The organism is Parasphingorhabdus flavimaris, from assembly GCF_013371215.1.
Classification (GTDB): Bacteria; Pseudomonadota; Alphaproteobacteria; order Sphingomonadales; family Sphingomonadaceae; genus Parasphingorhabdus; species Parasphingorhabdus flavimaris.
Genome location: NZ_JABWMH010000001.1, coordinates 651,134 through 667,547 on the forward strand (window position 1 = coordinate 651,134; position 16,414 = coordinate 667,547).

A 16,414-nucleotide genomic window follows, 5' to 3' on the forward strand; every position below is an offset into this window, starting at 1 on the left:
CAATATAGGTATAGGTACGTAGTGCCGTCAGGTGACAGGCCAAAGGTCTTCAGCCGATCGCGATTTTTGCCCAGACCGGCAGATGGTCGGACGCCTTGCGCGACGCGGGGCTGTCGTGGACGCCCGAGGCGGATGACCGGATACCATCGGAGTGCATGATCCGGTCGAGCGTGGCGATCGGACTGCGCGAATGAAAGCTCCGGCCGCATTCCACCATTTCGAAGGCCTTGCCGAAATCCTTCAGGCAGCCGCTGGCGGCGCTCCATTCGTTGAGATCGCCCATCAGCACGACCGGTACTTCGCGTTGCTTTTCCTGCGCGAGCTTGATGATCGCAGCCGCCTGTCGTCGGCGCCACAGGCCGGAGAGGTCAAGATGCATGCCGAAAATCGCCAGTTCTTTGCCCTCCCATTCGCAATGGGCCATGATCGCGCCGCGCGGTTCGAGGCAGGGGATATGCATGATGTCATGGGCCACCACCCTGGCGGATTTGCGGACCAGTATAGCGTTGCCGTGCCAGCCCATCGAATCGATCTGCACGTCGAGCGGAATCGCACGATAGTCGCTGTGCATCTCGAGCAGCTTCTCCGGGATAGCAGCGGCCCTGGCGCCAAAGCGGCGGTCGGCCTCCTGCAGCGCGATGATGTCGGCGTCGATCTCGTTGAGCACGTCGATGATCCGGCCGGGATTGCGGCGCCTGTCGGTGCCGACCCCCTTGTGAATATTGTAGCTAGCGACCTTCAGCATTATTTGCGGTTCACCGGATCAGAAGGGATTGATTGTGAAATCCTGCTGTTGCAGCAGGGCGTGGGCGGTCATCGCCGAGAGCGACATTTGCACGCCCGGCAAAAGATCAGCATTGCTGATGCCATGGGCCGCTGCGCTCTGGCCGCACAGGTAGAATGTGACGCCATGGTCCTGCAATTGCGCGATGGCAGAGGCGCTCGCATTTTTCGCCCCGTCCTTGTGCGCCGCGAAAAAAGCCTGATTGGTCAGGTCCAGGGACGCGCCGCCGTGGACGACGATGGCGAGCTGGATATTCTCCTCCGGAACGCCGGCGGCGACATGCATGTTGATGAAACGCGCGGCGCTTTCGATCGTGCGGTTGATCTTGTCCGGATCAGCAGCGGTGGCAACGTCGAAGCTGATCTTGAACATGGTGTTCTGCGCCAAAGGTTCGCTTTGCTGGACCGGAGCGGTCGGGCCGAAATCTTCGAAAACCGGTCCGGTGCTGAAATTCTCCATCTGGGCCGACGCGGGTTGAGTGATGGCCAGCAGCGGCAGCAGGGCGACGAGAAGGGGTTTGTGCATTTTCATTCCGTTTCATTCTGAGGATTGAGACAAAGCCGATGTGCGTTCAATAGCCAATTGCCTGACCGTCTTTGCGCATTTCGGTGGCACCGGTATAGACGCCGGTTTCCGCGTCGCGGGTGATAGCCTGATAACCGCCGAACATGGCGCCATTATCAACCACCTCCACAACATGCCCCATCGCCTTCAGCCTTTCGATCGTTTCGGCTGATATGCCCGGTTCTACATGGAGTATACCCAGAAGATCGGCGCCGGTTCCCGCGAGATCATCGGTCGGCTGGCGGCCGCCGTCATGGTTCAGGCGCGCGGCATCGCCGGCTTCCTGCAAATTCATGCCATAGTCGACCATGTTGATCATCACCTGGACATGACCCTGCGGCTGCATGCCGCCGCCCATCAGGCCAAAGGACATATACGGCTTGCCGTCTTTCTTCATGAAGGCGGGAATGATCGTCTGGAACGGGCGCTTGCCGGGCGCATAGGCATTGGGGTGACCGGCATCGAGGGAATAGAGCTCGCCGCGGTCCTGAAACATGAAGCCGAGGCCGTCGGCGACCAGGCCGCTGCCCATGCCGCGATAGTTGGATTGGATCAGCGACACCATCATGCCGTCCTTGTCGGCGACGGTGAGATAGGTCGTGTCGCCTTCGCCTTCCAGCTTTGGTTCGCCAGGCCCGAAGCCGGGCGTGGCCTTGGCTGGATCGATCAGCGCAAAACGCTGCTTGCCATAATCGTCGGACAACAGCCACTCCAGCGGGGCAGGGGATGCCTCCGGATCGGCGTAGAAACGGGCAACATCCTCAAAGGCCAGCCTTTTGGCTTCGGTGATATAATGCAGCACCTCGGCGCTGCCCCGCGGCCATTGTGCCAGATCGACATTTTTCAGGATATTGGCCATTTGCAGCGCGGCGAAACCCTGAGAATTGGGTGGCAGTTCGCACAGTTCATAGCCTTTGCGATAATCCACACAGCCCGGTTCGACCCACAGGCTGCTGTGCGCGGCAAAATCCTCGTAGCGGAGATTGCCGCCGATGCGTTTGAAATAGCTGTCGATAGTCCTGGCGATGTCGCCTTTGTAAAAGGCATCGCGGCCGCCGGCTGCGATTTTGCCAAGCGTATCGCCGAGATCAGGGTTTTTGAAAATCTCGCCCGCCTTGGGCGCGCCGTTTTTGAAATAGGTTTCGCGCGCATTTTCGAAATCACCAATCATATCGAGGCTTTGCTCGAATCTCTTGAGATTGCTGTCGAGATAATAGCCGATCACCGGCGCGACCGGATGGCCTTCCCGGGCATAAGCGATGGTCGGCGCCAGGATGTCGGCCATGCTCAGCTTGCCGAACTTGCCGTGCATTTCGAACCAGGCATCGACGGTTCCGGGAACGGTAATCGGCATCGGGCCGAAGGGCGGAATCGTCTTGCTGCCGTTGAGCTGCCGGATGAACTGCCTGTAGCTGGTCCCCATCGGGCTTTTGCCCGATCCGTTGAGGCCATAGAGCCTCTGTGTCTTCGGGTCCCAGATGATCGCGAACAGATCGCCGCCAATGCCGTTGCCGGTCGGCTCCATCAGGCCGAGCGCCGCATTGGCCGCAATCGCCGCATCGACCGCCGTGCCGCCTTGCTTGAGAATATCGATGGCAATCTGGCTGGCCAGCGGATGGGCCGTCGCCGCAATGCCATGCTGGGCATGGACCGGACTGCGCGACCAGGCTTCGCCCACCGGCCGCCCGCCACCGCCGATATCAAGCGCCGGTTTTTCGGGAGTCGCTGTTTCCTGCGCAGCGGCAGGGCTAATCGTGAAAGCGGCGAGGGCGATGGTGGAAAGAAGCAGGTTGCGCATGTTATCATCCGTCTTGAAAGGGCGTGTTTCCCGCGTTGTGCGGGATGTGAAACGCCCACTCTAACCAGTCTGCTTCCCGCATCAAGTGGGAACGATAGACAATGGCTCAGTTTGAATTTCCCCATTGGGAATTGGAAAAATATAATTTGAAAGTTCAACGCCCGCCAAGGGTGCAAAAATAGCGTTGGAAAGATTTGAACCGCCAGTTTTGACAGCTTTCCAACCAGTCTGCGAAAACGGTTTTTGCATCCATTTTGACTCAAATTTAGTTCGACGCAGTACCCCGGAAACATTAGTTTTCAATTCGAGGATTAAGAGGCCGCAAGTTTTTCCGTTGATAAAGGTATCGGTGACCTGATCGTCCCTTTCCGGACGCCCGTTCGGTCGTTTGAAAGTCATCGTTTTGGGGAATGTAGTTCTCCACAACTCGGAGATTCATAGATGATCAAATTCTGCATTCCGCTGTTGCCAATCAGATTGGCGCTGTCTCCGAGTTCAGTCGTGGACAAGGATAATGTGCAATTGGAACTGATCGAACGGTTCAATGAGATCAGCACGTCGGGCCACCGAATTCGTCCTGGCATTTGAGATTGGGGAAGTGAGCAATCAAACATAACGCGCATCCTGTGCAGACGACGTAGAGTCACTTGGTCGCGTAAATTGGTTAGTAATATGTTGAATTTATGAGATATTTTCTGTTATCCTTGGCTTCGCTATTTGCTTCAGTGCTTTTGACTGCAGCTGCTGAGGCGCAAACAACGACTTGCCACGGACGTCCCATCACCGTTCTGGATTTTCGCAATCCCGTTCTGATTTCCGGATCCTCTCTGAGCGCAGGAGCGATCTATCGGTTTTCCAATGTAGCCACAGGTGTTGATGCCCGGGTCTCGATCATCGCCCTGAATGGCGCGACACTCGCTACGATTGATCGCGACACCGGCCTTGTTAATAATTTTCAACCTGAACTCGGCGGCACGGATGCCAGAAGCGTGGATTTCAATATATCCTTTGTAACAGCTGGAGGATCAACGCCAGTCGCTCTTGATGTAGCGGCTTCCGGGATCGACATTGACGGCGACAGCGGTAGCTTGAGAGAATATGTCGAGTTTTCACGACCATTAGCCAGCTATGTTCTGGAAAACCCAACCAATCTGGATGTGAATTTTTCTGGTCCTTCCGTAGCGGCAAATATTCGCTTCGAATCGCGAACCAATTTCACGGCTCCAGGCATTGATCCAACCGCAACGCAAAACATCGTTTCGGTGCAGTACACGGGGACGAGCAGTTTCAACTACCGCATCGGGGCGCTCGGGACCGGTTCGACCACCAGGCTGACATCCCTGGATTTCAGTTGTCCGGTCCTTTCTTTTCCGTCCACTGCGCCTCAATCTCCTCAAGATTTTGGTGATGCGTTACTGGGTTATGGCAACCCCGCCCATGATATTGTTGCCGGTATTTTGCTCGGCTCCAACAATACCACCGAAGCTGGTTCCTACAATAGCACGACTGCCAGCGGCGATACCGGCGATGACGGAGTGACATTCTCCGCGATGACCCAGCGACAGACAGCAACCCATACCGCTACAGTGTCCGGATCCGGCGGCAGGCTTCAGGCTTGGATTGATTGGAACGGTGATGGCGATTTTGCAGATCCCGGAGAACAGATCGCAACTAATGTTCAAGACAATGGAACGGGTGATAGCAATTCCTCGATCGGCATTATCGGACTGGCGATTGATGTGCCGATCGATGCGACAACCAATCCGACTATCGCACGGTTCCGTTGGAGCACCCAGGATAATCTCGGTGCAACACAGATCGCATCGAACGGCGAGGTTGAGGACTATCAGGTGACAATTGCCGGCACGGCCATTTATCAAGTTGCAAAGTCAAGCACGGTATTGGATGTGTCCGGACTGGGCCGGTTTGCAATTCCGGGCAATGACGTCGTCTATACTATTACGGTAACGAACACTGGCACAGCGCCATCAAGTGCCGATAGCACCTTTGTGTTGGATAGTTTGCCCCCGGAAGTGGTGTTCTTCAACGGGGACATTGACGATGCAGGGCCAGCAACAGGTGCCGTCTATTTTACCCAAAATGGAGCCGGTCTGTCCTTTTCTAATGCGACGGATCTCAAGTTCTCGGATTCAGACTCGCCGCCAGCGGCGTTTTCCAGCTGCACTTATGTTCCCGCCGCTGGCTATGATCCAATGGTGCGACACGTGTGTCTAAATCCTAAGGGGGAGATGGCGTCCGGGAGCCCCGCGCCCAGCTTCAACTTGCAGCTGCGAGTCCGTATTCAATAAAATCGAAACCAGCGATCAACGGGAACGAAAGCCTGGCGAGGTTCGATCTGGAGGCAAACATGCCAAAAGCAGCACAACAGCGCGATATTTTGCCGGTCGAATGATGACTGCATCCCACCCAAATGCTGCCGCCAAGACCCGTTAAAGCCGATGTCAGCTTTCGGTTGCAATCCTACTCCGAATGGATCAATCCCGCCTCGCGCATCAGCATCTCCAGCTTGATCCCGCCAAAACCATAAACCTTTTTATAGGCTTCATATTGCTCGAGATATTTGGAGGACGGCTTGTTCTTCTTGATCGCCGTGATCAGGGTGTTCTTCTGAGTGTGCTCGGTCGAGACGAAATCGATGACATCGACCTGATAGCCCTGCGACCGGAGCAGCATCACCCGGGCATTGTCGGTGATCAGGTCCGCCTGCTTCTGCAGGAACAGGCCGTGGGAAATGAACTTTCGGTTTTCCGTCTCGCTCTTTTGCAAGTCGACCAATACTTCATGCTGGCAGCAGGGCGCACAGACGATCAGTTTGGATTTGGACCTGATGCCGTAGAAGAGAGCATCATCGGTCGCGGTGTCGCAGGCGTGCAGCGCGACGATCGCGTCATAATAGCCCTCAACGAAATCCTCGGCCTTCATATTGTGAAACGCGAGATTTTCAAATCCCGATGTCTGCGCCGCTGCGTTGCACAGATCGACCATTTCCGCGCGCGTATCGACGCCGTCAATCTTGGGGTTCAGTCCTGCCTTGGCGAGCTGGTCGTACATGGCGAAAGTCAGATAGCCCTTGCCCGAGCCGATATCCAATATCTTGACCCGTTTCTGTTTGACCGCCTGGGTCCGCTCGATCCGCTCGATGAATATCTCGACGAAGCGACAGATCTGGCGATATTTCGCATATTTATTGGGCTTGATCTCGGCGGCGTCGTTCGCAACGCCGAGCGCCTGCAGAAAGGGGCTGTCGCTTTTGATCCGGTAGTTCTTGTCGCGGTTGTGGGGCTTTGTCTCGGTCATGGGTCAGGCCATAAATATATCTGGCGGAATTGATAGCTTTTTGGTGGTGCTGTCGTTGTTCGAAGGCAGGTCGTCAGCTTACGCCCAGTTGCGGGCATGAGCTAGTTCTGCGATGCTGTTCAAATGATGAAACTTGTAACTGTTGCCCTCCTGCTGTCGCTCGGCGCATGCGGCGAACAGAGCGAAGAGACCTATGCCACTTGGGCGGAAGCTGACCGGGTAGGAGCGGTTAAAAGGGGGTGGGTTCCTGCCTTCGTGCCAATGAGCGCACACGACATTACGGATATTCACGATATCGATACCAACGAGCAGCGGCTTGAGTTTACCGTTTCTCCGGGTGATTTCTATAGTATGGTAGCGGCGCTTCGGGGAGTTTCAGCTAAGGACAAGGCCGCCGCCGTGGAACTCTCCCGTAAGCTTAATTTCACGGACGCAACCGACGTCTACATAGTGTGCTCCAACGTTCTGAATGGGGCAATGTTTATAAATCGTGAGAGCGGCCGCGCTGTCTATAAAACCCCCGTGGAGTGGGCAAACGACGACTGTTCTTGAGCTGCCCAGCGAGCTCGGAGAATGTCGGCTCCCCACCCAGTTATTGCCATCAAAATGTCGCGGTAGGCTAGTCTTGGCTGTCGAGGCGAAGCGGATATTGATATTTGAGAGGCCAAAGGTGAGTACCACGACTCAATGCAAAACCAAAACCGCGACAAACCCACACCACAACAACGCTTGACATAATCTCAAAAGCACCTATGTTGCATCGCAGCAAAGGCGGCAAGTTTCATTGACCGTCTGGCGAGAGTTCTGCGTGAGAGATGACAAGATCATCTCGAACCTATCGCCTTCATTGCTTCTTTCTTTCCGGCAGCCTGATCACGCGGGTCGTCTTAACAGACGGCGAACACGCGTATAGCTTCCATGCTGTGCGCTGGAAACTTGCTGCTATTACAAGGTATAAAAAATTGACTAAATTTTCTGATTTCGCATTGGCGGAACCTATTCAAAAACGCGTGGCCGAAGGCGGCTACACCACTCCATCCCCGATCCAGCAGCAAGCCATTCCCCCGGCGCTTGAAGGCAAGGACATTCTTGGTATCGCGCAAACCGGTACCGGCAAGACCGCGGCTTTCTCGCTGCCGTCGTTGCATCACCTGTTGAACGACAAGCGTCGCGCCGGACGCTTCGAATGCCGGATGCTGGTACTGGCCCCGACCCGCGAGCTTGCTCGCCAGATTGCCGACAGCATGACCGGATATTCCAAGGGTCTCGGCCTGTTCATCACCTCTGCCTTTGGCGGCGTGCCGATCAACCGGCAGAAGCGCATCCTGGAACGCGGTGTCGACGTATTGGTGGCAACGCCGGGTCGTCTGCTCGATCTGATCGACCAGCGCTATCTGACCCTGTCCAAGGTTGAAATCCTGGTGCTCGACGAAGCCGACCAGATGCTTGATCTCGGGTTCATTGTTCCCTTGAAGAAAATCGTTCCGATGCTGCCAAAACAGCGCCAGAGCCTGTTCTTCTCGGCGACCATGCCCAAGACCATTTCGCAGCTGGCCGACCAGTTCCTGACCAATCCGGTCCAGGTTTCGGTTGCGCCGCAGTCGACGACCGCCGAGCGGGTCGACCAGAAGGTCACCTATATCAACCAGGACGACAAGCAGCGCCTGCTGAAGGATTTCATCAACAAGGAAAATCCCGATCACATGCTGGTCTTCACCCAGACCAAACATGGCGCCGACAAGGTTGTGAAAAACCTGATGGCGGTCGGTATCCATTCCGCCGCGATCCACGGCAATAAGAGCCAGCCACAGCGCGAACGCGCTCTGGGGGACTTCAAGAAGGGCAAGATCAACATTCTGGTCGCCACCGATATTGCCGCGCGCGGCATCGATGTTGACGGCATTACCCATGTCATCAATTTCGACATGCCCAATGTGTCCGAACAATATGTCCACCGTATCGGCCGGACCGCACGGGCAGGGGCGAGCGGTATTTCCTACTCGCTGGTCGCTCCCGACGAGCGCCAGTTCCTGCGCGATGTGGTCAAGCTGACCGGTGTGAAGCCGGACGTTATCGCATTGCCGGAAGGCTATGACGAGCCGCCACGCGAGGAAGTTGCTGCGCGTATCTATGGCCAGAAGCCCAAGAAATACGGCGCAACGCCAACCCGCAGCGGACCGGCCAAGAACAAGCATAGCGCTCGCAAGGGTCGCCCCGGCGGCGGTGGTTCCGGACGCGGTGGTCCAGGCTCAGCTGCCAAGAGCGACGGACCGAAGCACTGGAACAACGGCGCGAAATCGTTCAAACGCCGTCAGGCGCGCAACGCCGACGCCTAGGGTTACTGGGAGACCAGCGCCTTGCTCTCGGCGAGCGCGCTGATTTCCTGTTCGTCCATATCCAGCCAATCCCGAAGCGCGGCGACATTATGTTCGCCGCGCTTTGCGGTTTTGCTGTCGGCGTCGATGCCGCTTTTCATATTGGCAAAGCGATAGGGCGACTGGATCGTGCGGCGTGGATTGCCCTCGTCATCGGTCACATCCACCACCACGCCATTGGCCCTCACGCTGGGCTGTTCATAGACTTCCGGCCCGAATGGAAAGACTTCGCCCCAGGCCAGGTTGAGCCGGTCCAGCGCGGCGGTCAGCGCGTCGAAGCTGTCATAGGAGCGAATATGCCGTTCCATGGCTTCCATGCGCAGCCGCACCTTGGTCGGCACGTCGGCGCCTTGCGGTGTCGGGTCCTGCAGACCGTCCTTGGTCGAAAACATGATCCACAGCCATTTCATATCGCCGGTAATCAGGATCTGGCGGGCTTCCGGCGCGTCCCAGACCAGGGTCTCGGGCGCTTTGGGCCAGATGTCATCGAGCGCAAAATGGGCGTAATCGTCGGCCGAATGGAGGACGTTGACCATCGCGAGATCGATATGCTGGCCTTCGCCGGTCTGATCGAGCACGCGCAAAGCGGTCAATATCGCGATGATGCCGTGCAGGGAACTGTAGCTGTCGGCCATCGCGAACTGCATGTCGGTCGGCTTGCCACCGCCCATTTCGGCCTGTCGCGCGATGATGCCGCCCTCGGCGTGCAGAACCGGCGCATAGGCCGCCCGTCCCCGTTCCGGGCTATTCTGGCCGTAGCCTGATATGGAGAGCATCACCAGGCGCGGGTTGCTCCTCGACAGGTCTGCCCAGCCGATGCCGAATTTGTCCATGACACCCGGCCGGAAATTTTCGACGACGATATCGGCCTGCTCCGCGAGCCTGTGGATCAGGTCGCGGGCGCCTTCGGCTCTCAGGTCGACGCAGATATTCTTCTTGCCGATATTGAGCTGCAGATAATAGCCGCTGACCCCCTGATCGATCTTGCCAAGCTTGCGCGTGACATCGCCTTCCGGCGGTTCGACCTTGAGCACCTCCGCGCCGAGGTCGGAAAGCATGCGGGTGGCATAAGGCCCCGCCACGACGCGCGAAAAGTCGAGGACCTTGAGGCCCGCTAAAGGGAAATCTGTCATTTTTTCCTGACGCTAGAGTTTCATCTGCTGCTTCATCGTCTTTTCCGTGCCCGCTCCATAAGGCGGCAGGAAGCCAGCGATTTTGGCGATGTTGATCTTCGGCTGGCGGTAGACCGCCTTGGCGTGGCTGAATTCCTTGAAGCCGTCGGGACCGGTATAGGCGCCCATGCCGGAAGGACCGACACCGCCGAACGGCAGATCATGCTGGGCGATATGGAAGATCACGTCATTGACGGTGACCCCGCCGGAAATGGTGCGATCGAGTATCTTGCGCTTGTCATTCTCGCTTTCGCCAAAATAATAAAGCCCCAGCGGCCGGTCATGGTCGTTCACATAGTCGACCACTTCGTCGAGATTGCGATAGGTCTTCACCGGCAGTACCGGGCCGAAAATCTCTTCCTGCATCACCCGCATGTCTTCATTGACGTTCTGCAATACGGTCAGCGGCATCTTGTTGCTGTTGGTGTTGGAAAAATCCTCCTCGCCGGGATTGACGATGGTCTGTTTCGCCCCTTTGGCAACCGCGTCGTCGATCAGTCCCTGCAGCCGTTCCTTGTGGCGGCCGTTGATCACTGACGTATAATCGTCATTGGCGATCAGGGTCGGATATTGCTCGGCGACGTTGGACTTGATGCCTTCGACGACGGCCTCCTCCTTGTCCTGCGGAACCAGCAGATAGTCGGGTGCCAGACAAATCTGGCCGGCGTTCATCATCTTGCCCATGGCAATCCGCTGGGTTGCCTTTTGCACATCGGCATCGGGCCCGAGAATCGTCGGCGACTTGCCGCCCAGTTCCAGCGTCACCGGCGTCAGGTTCTGTGCTGCCGCCGCCATGACATGTTTCGCGATCCCGCCGCCGCCGGTGAAGATCAGGTGATCCCAGGGAATTTCCGAGAAGGATTTTCCGGTTTCCGGACCGCCGGTGATGACGGTCATCTCCTCCGGCGCAAAATAATCGGCGACCAGTTTCTTGACCAGTTCGCCGGTCTCCGGGCAGAATTCGGAAAATTTGATGATCACCCGGTTGCCGGCGCCGAAGGCACCGATGGCAGGGTCAAAAGCGAGGTTGATCGGGAAGTTCCACGGCGCGATCACGCCGACCACGCCTTTGGGCTGATATTCCACCTGGCCGCTGGCACCGAGCAGGCCGAGCGGAAAATCCATCTTGCGTTTTTCCGGCCGCATCCATTTCTTGAGATTTTTCTTGTGGTCCTTGGCATGGCCGACGACCGACATCAGGTCGGTCATCACCGTCTGGACGCTGCTGCGATGGCCGAAGTCGCTGGATACAGCGTCGCAAAGCGCGTCCTTGTTTTCCACAATCATCCGTGCGGTACGATTGATCCGGTCCATCCGGGCTTCGTAGCTGACGGGCAACTCGGCATGAAATGCATCGCGCTGCGCCTGAAAAAGCTTCAGGATTTCTTCTTTGCTGACTTCGCCAGCGGCTGCTTCCAATGCTTCCATATCTGCTCTCCAAGGGGCAGGGCTTTGATGCCCTGTCAAATCCGATTTCAATTGACCACTTAAACGGATTTCCGGCGGCTTGTCGAGAGGGAAGCGGCTATTTCGCCAGCGCGGCAATCGCCTCGGCGGTCGCGACCAGCTGTTTGGCTTGTCTATAGTGCAGAAGCTCGGTCATCTTTCCGTCAACCACCAACACGCCTTTGCCGGCGTTGACCGGGTCCTTGAACGCCGCGATGATCGCCTGTGCCTCGCCAATTGCCTCCGGCTGGGGGGCGAAAATACGATTGGCGGTCTCGATCTGCGCGGGATGGATCAGCGACTTTCCATCGAAGCCCAGCTTGCCGGCCTCCCTACATTCCCGTTCAAGCCCGTCGGGATCATTGAAATCATTATAGACGCTGTCGATGATATTCAGCCCGTAAGCGCGGGCGGCAATCACCGCCTGGGTCATCACCGGGGCGAAAATGGTGCGGTCATGCTCGGCGTGCATTTCCTTTGCCAGATCATTGAAGCCCATGACAAAGCTGGTCAATCGCGTGTCGGGCCCCGTCGCCGCGATGGCGCCGAGGTTCACGATCGCCAGCGGCATCTCGATCATCGCCCAGAGACTGGTCTTGGCGTCCTTGTCATGCTCGTCCAGCAGGCTGCTGATCCGGCCGATATCACCGGCATTCAGTATTTTAGGGACCAGCACAGCATCGGCCCCGCTCAGGCAGGCCTGGCTGAGATCTTCGGCGAACCATGGCGTTTCCATCCCGTTGATCCGCACGACCAGCTCGCGCTTGCCATATTCGCCCGACCGCACCGCGTCACAGGCATTCGCGCGTGCCTCTTCCTTCGCGTCCGGGGCCACCGCATCTTCCAGATCGAAGATTATCGTGTCGGCCGGCAGGGATTTGGCCTTTTCCAGCGCACGCATATTGGATGCGGGCATGTAGAGGCAGGAACGGCGGGGGCGAGGCGATATGTTCAACATGTTCCACTCATAGCATTGCATTTAACTCTCACAAGTACCGCCGAACCTGACGCCAGCGTAAAACGGATGCTTGGATTGGGTCAGCAATGCAGGCGGCGTCTTTAAGAAAATTTCAATAACCTGCTGTTAACCATATGATTTGGTCATCGGAACCATGCATTTGGCCAAATTCTCTTGGAGTGATTTTCGTGAATCTTATGACGATCGATGAAGCCAAAATGGCAAGAAACCATCATGGCATGGCCGTTTTTGGGCTTCTCGCTCTATTACCTATTGCGTCGGTAATCATCCCTTGGGATTTCGGACCTTTGGAAAATCAATACCGTCAACTTATGGCAGGCCATTCCTTGTCACCCATTGTGATCGAACTGCTCATATTCATAGCGTTTTTCAAGAATGAGCATCTGGTTTCGGATTTTGTCAGACATTCTAACTGGATTGATAAAATTGTCGGAACAGTTTTTTTGTCGGCCATGCTGTATTCGTTTCTGTTCGTTTCCCATTCTCAGTTGTTATTCATTTTCGGTTTTCTGGCGGTCTTGATTCACCTTCTTTTCAGCCTCAGTCTTTTTGATAATATGAAACAGGTAGATCGGCATACGCAGGAATATTTCTGGATAATTCTTGGCGTTTCAGTGATCGGATACACCGCACTCTGGGCGGTCGATTTCCTTGTGCACCCTCCCACCGAACGTGATTGGATCGATCGAGTTCCGGGCGTTACAAATGTCAGGTGGGCCGGCTTTTTCTGGTTATCAATATTTTCGGCAGGGCTTGCTTTGGCACGACCGTCGTCGTTGAAGCGGTTGTTTCCGGCTCTAATTTTCGGTGCATTCGGACTGACGATGACTTTATGGACGGGAACTCGTGGGTCTCTGATTGCGATAGCGTTCGGTACGATCTGTGCTATTGTCCTGTCAGTCGGATATCGTAAATTCATAATCAAATATTGTCTGGCCAGCGCTATTATCGCCATCGCGATTAATGTTTATGCACCGGTACCTCATAACCAATACGGCATGGACCGTATTATTTCGAGATTGCAGCCGAATGATGTCGCTACCCGTGGCGGAAGCGGACGGACGGAGCTTTGGAAGCAGACCGCGCAACTTGCGCGAGCTCATCCGCTCGTTGGCCACGGAATCGATCAATTCCAAAAGATGGGACCGGAGAAAACCTTGGGATTCAAGGGGCCGCACAGTTTTCCCCTACAACTATTATTCTCGGTGGGCCTCGTAGGATTGTTCACACTATTATATGGAATTTGGCGATTTCTGGGAATGTTTCGGTTGCAGGTCGACAAGCCTCATGAAATTGCGGCGCTGACATTCTTTTCCGGAGGTTGCCTGTATTCGCTGTATGATAATTTTGCTTATTATCCTTACTCGATTGCCATTTTTACAGTGTCAGTCTTCATGGTGTTTAAGCCACGGAGACTGTTAAGTTCTATTTCAACCTAAGTAAAACGTTCCAGTGAAATGAGTGCGAATTGAGCAGACTTGTGAACGATAATTAATTTTTGCAACCTGACAGAGCTTAATTCGACAACGCTCAGTACCTGATCAAGTATTTCATGATAACGGGCGCTTGCGCAGGGCCACGTTTCGAGGTTATCCCGTACTTGTAATGCCCAAGCGACGGTGAAAAGCTTGATGGCTTAGGATCAGGTACCGCAAGTAACCAGAACCTTTAACTTTTCTGAATCTGATGTCGTTCGGGCTTCTTGTCCGTTTGTGGCTAAAAATTTCATAATGAAGCCCAGTGAAAAACATTGACCCTTCCGGCGGGCTAGACCAATCGGACTTTCATGCAATGGTTTGAACTGAAAAACTGGCTGGAACTGTCAACCGGGCTGGATCGCGACTCGCTGCATATCTATGCCGGCGTAGGGGTGCAATTGGCCGTTGCGGTCATTCTCCGCCGGTCGCTCGCCAGCCCGATACCCTGGTTCTTCGCGGTCTGCGTTGCGCTGGCGAATGAATATCATGATTATAGCTTCAGTTCTGCTGCCCCGAATGCCGCACAGCAGGTATTTGATGAAGCGGTTAGGGATATCTGGAACACCCTGCTATTGCCGTCCGTGCTGTTGCTGATTGCCCGGTTTTTTCCTGAGTGGCTGACCGGCAAGCGCGAGCAAGGGAACGCTCCCGATAGATCGGACGAGAATGCCTCGTTGAAGTGAGGAAAGGATATTACTCCTTTTCGGCAAGCTTCTGCGCGATATCCTTCACATTTTGCGATTGCCCGCGGGGCAGGATCACGACTCTGTTCTGATGGGTGACGATGATCAGATTTTCGACACCAAAAACCGCAACGTCGAGGTCGTGACTATGGATCAGAACATTGCTCGACCTGATCGTTTCCGCCTTGCCAAATATGACATTCGAATCATCATCCTTGTCGGAGATGTCGAATAGAGAATCCCAGCTTCCTACATCCGACCAGCCCGGGCTGACGGGGGTAACCGCGATTTTCTCCGCTCGCTCCATGATCGCATAGTCGATTGACTCAGAAGGCGCCGAAGCAAAGGCATCCGGATCGGGATAGTAAATTTCTCCCGCTGTCCTTCCCTTCGCCATCGCGGATTTGCAGGCGTCGAGCATTTCCGGGCAATTTTTTTCCATGGCTGCCAGGTAGGTATCCGCACGAAACAGGAAAATGCCGGCGTTCCAGGAATAGTCGCCATCCTTGAGCATTTTTTCCGCCTTTTCCAGGCTTGGTTTTTCGACGAATCTTTGCGCCGAGAGGCTTCTGCTGCTCCCGACAATCGCATCGCCTTGCTGGATATATCCGTAACCGGTTTCCGGGCCAGTCGGTTCGATACCAAATGTCACCAGCCAGCGGGATTGCGCGATCGATATCGATTCCTGAACAGCTTTTTGAAATGCCGAGACATTCTTGATCACATGATCGCTGGGCATGACCAACAGCAGGTCTGACGGATTTTCAGCGGCAAGCGCGGCCAGTGCGATCGCAGGCGCGGTATTGCGGGCGCAGGGTTCGAGAATGATGGCGCTGGGGTTCGCGCCCACTTCCCGTATCTGTTCCTGCAGGATTTCTTCGTGGCTGGATGAGCCGACAATCATCGGGTTCCTGAAAATCCGGTCGTCTGCGCAGCGCTGAAAGGTAAGCTGAAACATGCTGAGGGGGCCCAGCAGGTTCAGAAATTGCTTCGGCCGGTCGCGCGTGGAAAGGGGCCATAAGCGGGTTCCGGAGCCGCCAGACAATATGACGGGCGTGATCAATGTTTGCTGTGGCATGGTCCGTCTCTACGCGATTGTGCAGGCGATTAAAGATTTTTTGTTCTTCGCAAGGTCAATATCCGACAGGTGCGGGCATATGCCGCATTCACCGGGCCCAATCCGTTTGCCGCGGACCGTGACCGAGCCGTCCAAGGGGATAACCTGCCATTCACTGGCTTTGCTCTTCGACATTATCTCGTCATCACTACCCACGATCTGGAACAATTCGAACGGCGAGCCGGAGGAGAGACAGAGGGATTGATCGTCCGGGACCTCCTGACGGTATTTCATGTCATAAGGGGATAGTCTGGCTATCGCCATTGCTTCATCGAGATGAAGCTCGCGCGGACGTCCATAATCGTAAATGCGATAGGTGATATCGACATTCTGCTGGACTTCGACGATCGAAATATCGGCACCGATGGCGTGTATGGTGCCGGCAGGGATATAATAAAACTCGCCTTTCTTGACGGGTTTCCAGTCGATAAGCGGTTCGATCTCGCCCAATATGGCGGCGGTTTTGAGCTTGGTGGCGCTAACCGTATCCTTCAAGCCCAGACCCAGTAGCGCGCCAGGCTTTGCATCCAGAATATACCAGCATTCTTCCTTGCCGTGGGGCAAGCCTATTCTGCGGGCCTGCCTGTCATTGGGATGCACCTGGATGGACAGTTTTTCGCTCGTGAAAAGATATTTGGTCATCAGCTGAGGGGTTATTCCCTTTGGTGCCTGAAACCACACTTCACCTATTTTCTTTTTG

At 55.5% G+C, this 16,414-nt stretch carries 15 protein-coding genes; 5 read left to right on the forward strand and 10 right to left on the reverse strand.

The genetic code is table 11. The annotated features are described in order from the left end of the window. Positions 1-49 precede the first annotated feature (49 nt). The 4 genes from HUO14_RS03185 to HUO14_RS03200 all read right to left on the reverse strand — a co-directional run bounded on the left by HUO14_RS03185 (position 50) and on the right by HUO14_RS03200 (position 3,545). Positions 50-745, reverse strand: coding sequence for an endonuclease/exonuclease/phosphatase family protein (locus HUO14_RS03185; RefSeq protein WP_176278418.1), 696 nt, complete (start codon positions 743-745; stop codon positions 50-52). Positions 746-763: 18 nt separating this feature from the next. After that, positions 764-1,309 (reverse strand): DsrE family protein, encoded by a 546-nt coding sequence (locus HUO14_RS03190; protein ID WP_176278419.1) that lies wholly within the window; start codon positions 1,307-1,309, stop codon positions 764-766. Positions 1,310-1,355: 46 nt separating this feature from the next. Then, complete coding sequence (locus HUO14_RS03195) at positions 1,356-3,146, reverse strand: gamma-glutamyltransferase family protein (RefSeq protein ID WP_176278420.1); 1,791 nt, start codon at positions 3,144-3,146, stop codon at positions 1,356-1,358. A gap of 81 nt (positions 3,147-3,227) precedes the next feature. Further along, a complete protein-coding gene (locus tag HUO14_RS03200) occupies positions 3,228-3,545 on the reverse strand; it encodes a hypothetical protein (RefSeq protein ID WP_176278421.1) in 318 nt (105 codons plus the stop codon). 284 nt (positions 3,546-3,829) lie between these two features. Between HUO14_RS03200 and HUO14_RS03205 the strand changes: the two genes are divergently transcribed. Then, positions 3,830-5,455: a GEVED domain-containing protein gene (locus tag HUO14_RS03205; RefSeq protein WP_176278422.1), complete on the forward strand. Its 1,626-nt coding sequence runs from the start codon at positions 3,830-3,832 to the stop codon at positions 5,453-5,455. A 172-nt stretch (positions 5,456-5,627) separates the two neighbouring features. On the opposite strand, the gene HUO14_RS03210 is transcribed toward HUO14_RS03205, so the two are convergent. Then, positions 5,628-6,464, reverse strand: coding sequence for a class I SAM-dependent methyltransferase (locus tag HUO14_RS03210; RefSeq protein WP_176278423.1), 837 nt, complete (start codon positions 6,462-6,464; stop codon positions 5,628-5,630). A gap of 123 nt (positions 6,465-6,587) precedes the next feature. On the opposite strand from HUO14_RS03210, the gene HUO14_RS03215 reads away from it, so the two are divergent. After that, a complete protein-coding gene (locus HUO14_RS03215; protein ID WP_176278424.1) occupies positions 6,588-7,016 on the forward strand; it encodes a YbbD-related protein in 429 nt (142 codons plus the stop codon). 410 nt (positions 7,017-7,426) lie between these two features. Further along, on the forward strand, positions 7,427-8,800 hold the full coding sequence (locus HUO14_RS03220) for a DEAD/DEAH box helicase (RefSeq protein ID WP_176278425.1): 1,374 nt from the start codon (positions 7,427-7,429) through the stop codon (positions 8,798-8,800). Between the two features lie 2 nt (positions 8,801-8,802). On the opposite strand, the gene HUO14_RS03225 is transcribed toward HUO14_RS03220, so the two are convergent. The 3 genes from HUO14_RS03225 to HUO14_RS03235 form a co-directional block, all read right to left on the reverse strand. Further along, a complete protein-coding gene (locus HUO14_RS03225; RefSeq protein WP_176278426.1) occupies positions 8,803-9,972 on the reverse strand; it encodes a CaiB/BaiF CoA transferase family protein in 1,170 nt (389 codons plus the stop codon). Between the two features lie 12 nt (positions 9,973-9,984). Beyond that, positions 9,985-11,439 (reverse strand): coniferyl aldehyde dehydrogenase, encoded by a 1,455-nt coding sequence (locus HUO14_RS03230; RefSeq protein WP_176278427.1) that lies wholly within the window; start codon positions 11,437-11,439, stop codon positions 9,985-9,987. A gap of 97 nt (positions 11,440-11,536) precedes the next feature. Continuing rightward, positions 11,537-12,415, reverse strand: a complete 879-nt coding sequence (locus tag HUO14_RS03235; protein ID WP_176278428.1) for an HpcH/HpaI aldolase/citrate lyase family protein — start codon at positions 12,413-12,415, stop codon at positions 11,537-11,539. Between the two features lie 197 nt (positions 12,416-12,612). On the opposite strand from HUO14_RS03235, the gene HUO14_RS03240 reads away from it, so the two are divergent. Both HUO14_RS03240 and HUO14_RS03245 read left to right on the forward strand, forming a co-directional pair. Next, positions 12,613-13,875 (forward strand): O-antigen ligase family protein, encoded by a 1,263-nt coding sequence (locus HUO14_RS03240; RefSeq protein ID WP_176278429.1) that lies wholly within the window; start codon positions 12,613-12,615, stop codon positions 13,873-13,875. A 347-nt stretch (positions 13,876-14,222) separates the two neighbouring features. Then, positions 14,223-14,597, forward strand: coding sequence for a hypothetical protein (locus HUO14_RS03245; protein WP_176278430.1), 375 nt, complete (start codon positions 14,223-14,225; stop codon positions 14,595-14,597). A 10-nt stretch (positions 14,598-14,607) separates the two neighbouring features. Here HUO14_RS03245 and HUO14_RS03250 read toward each other — a convergent pair whose 3' ends face one another. Both HUO14_RS03250 and HUO14_RS03255 read right to left on the reverse strand, forming a co-directional pair. Further along, positions 14,608-15,675: a mannose-1-phosphate guanylyltransferase/mannose-6-phosphate isomerase gene (locus HUO14_RS03250; RefSeq protein ID WP_176278431.1), complete on the reverse strand. Its 1,068-nt coding sequence runs from the start codon at positions 15,673-15,675 to the stop codon at positions 14,608-14,610. 9 nt (positions 15,676-15,684) lie between these two features. Further along, positions 15,685-16,356: a class I mannose-6-phosphate isomerase gene (locus HUO14_RS03255; protein ID WP_176278432.1), complete on the reverse strand. Its 672-nt coding sequence runs from the start codon at positions 16,354-16,356 to the stop codon at positions 15,685-15,687. Between the last annotated feature and the right edge of the window lie 58 nt (positions 16,357-16,414).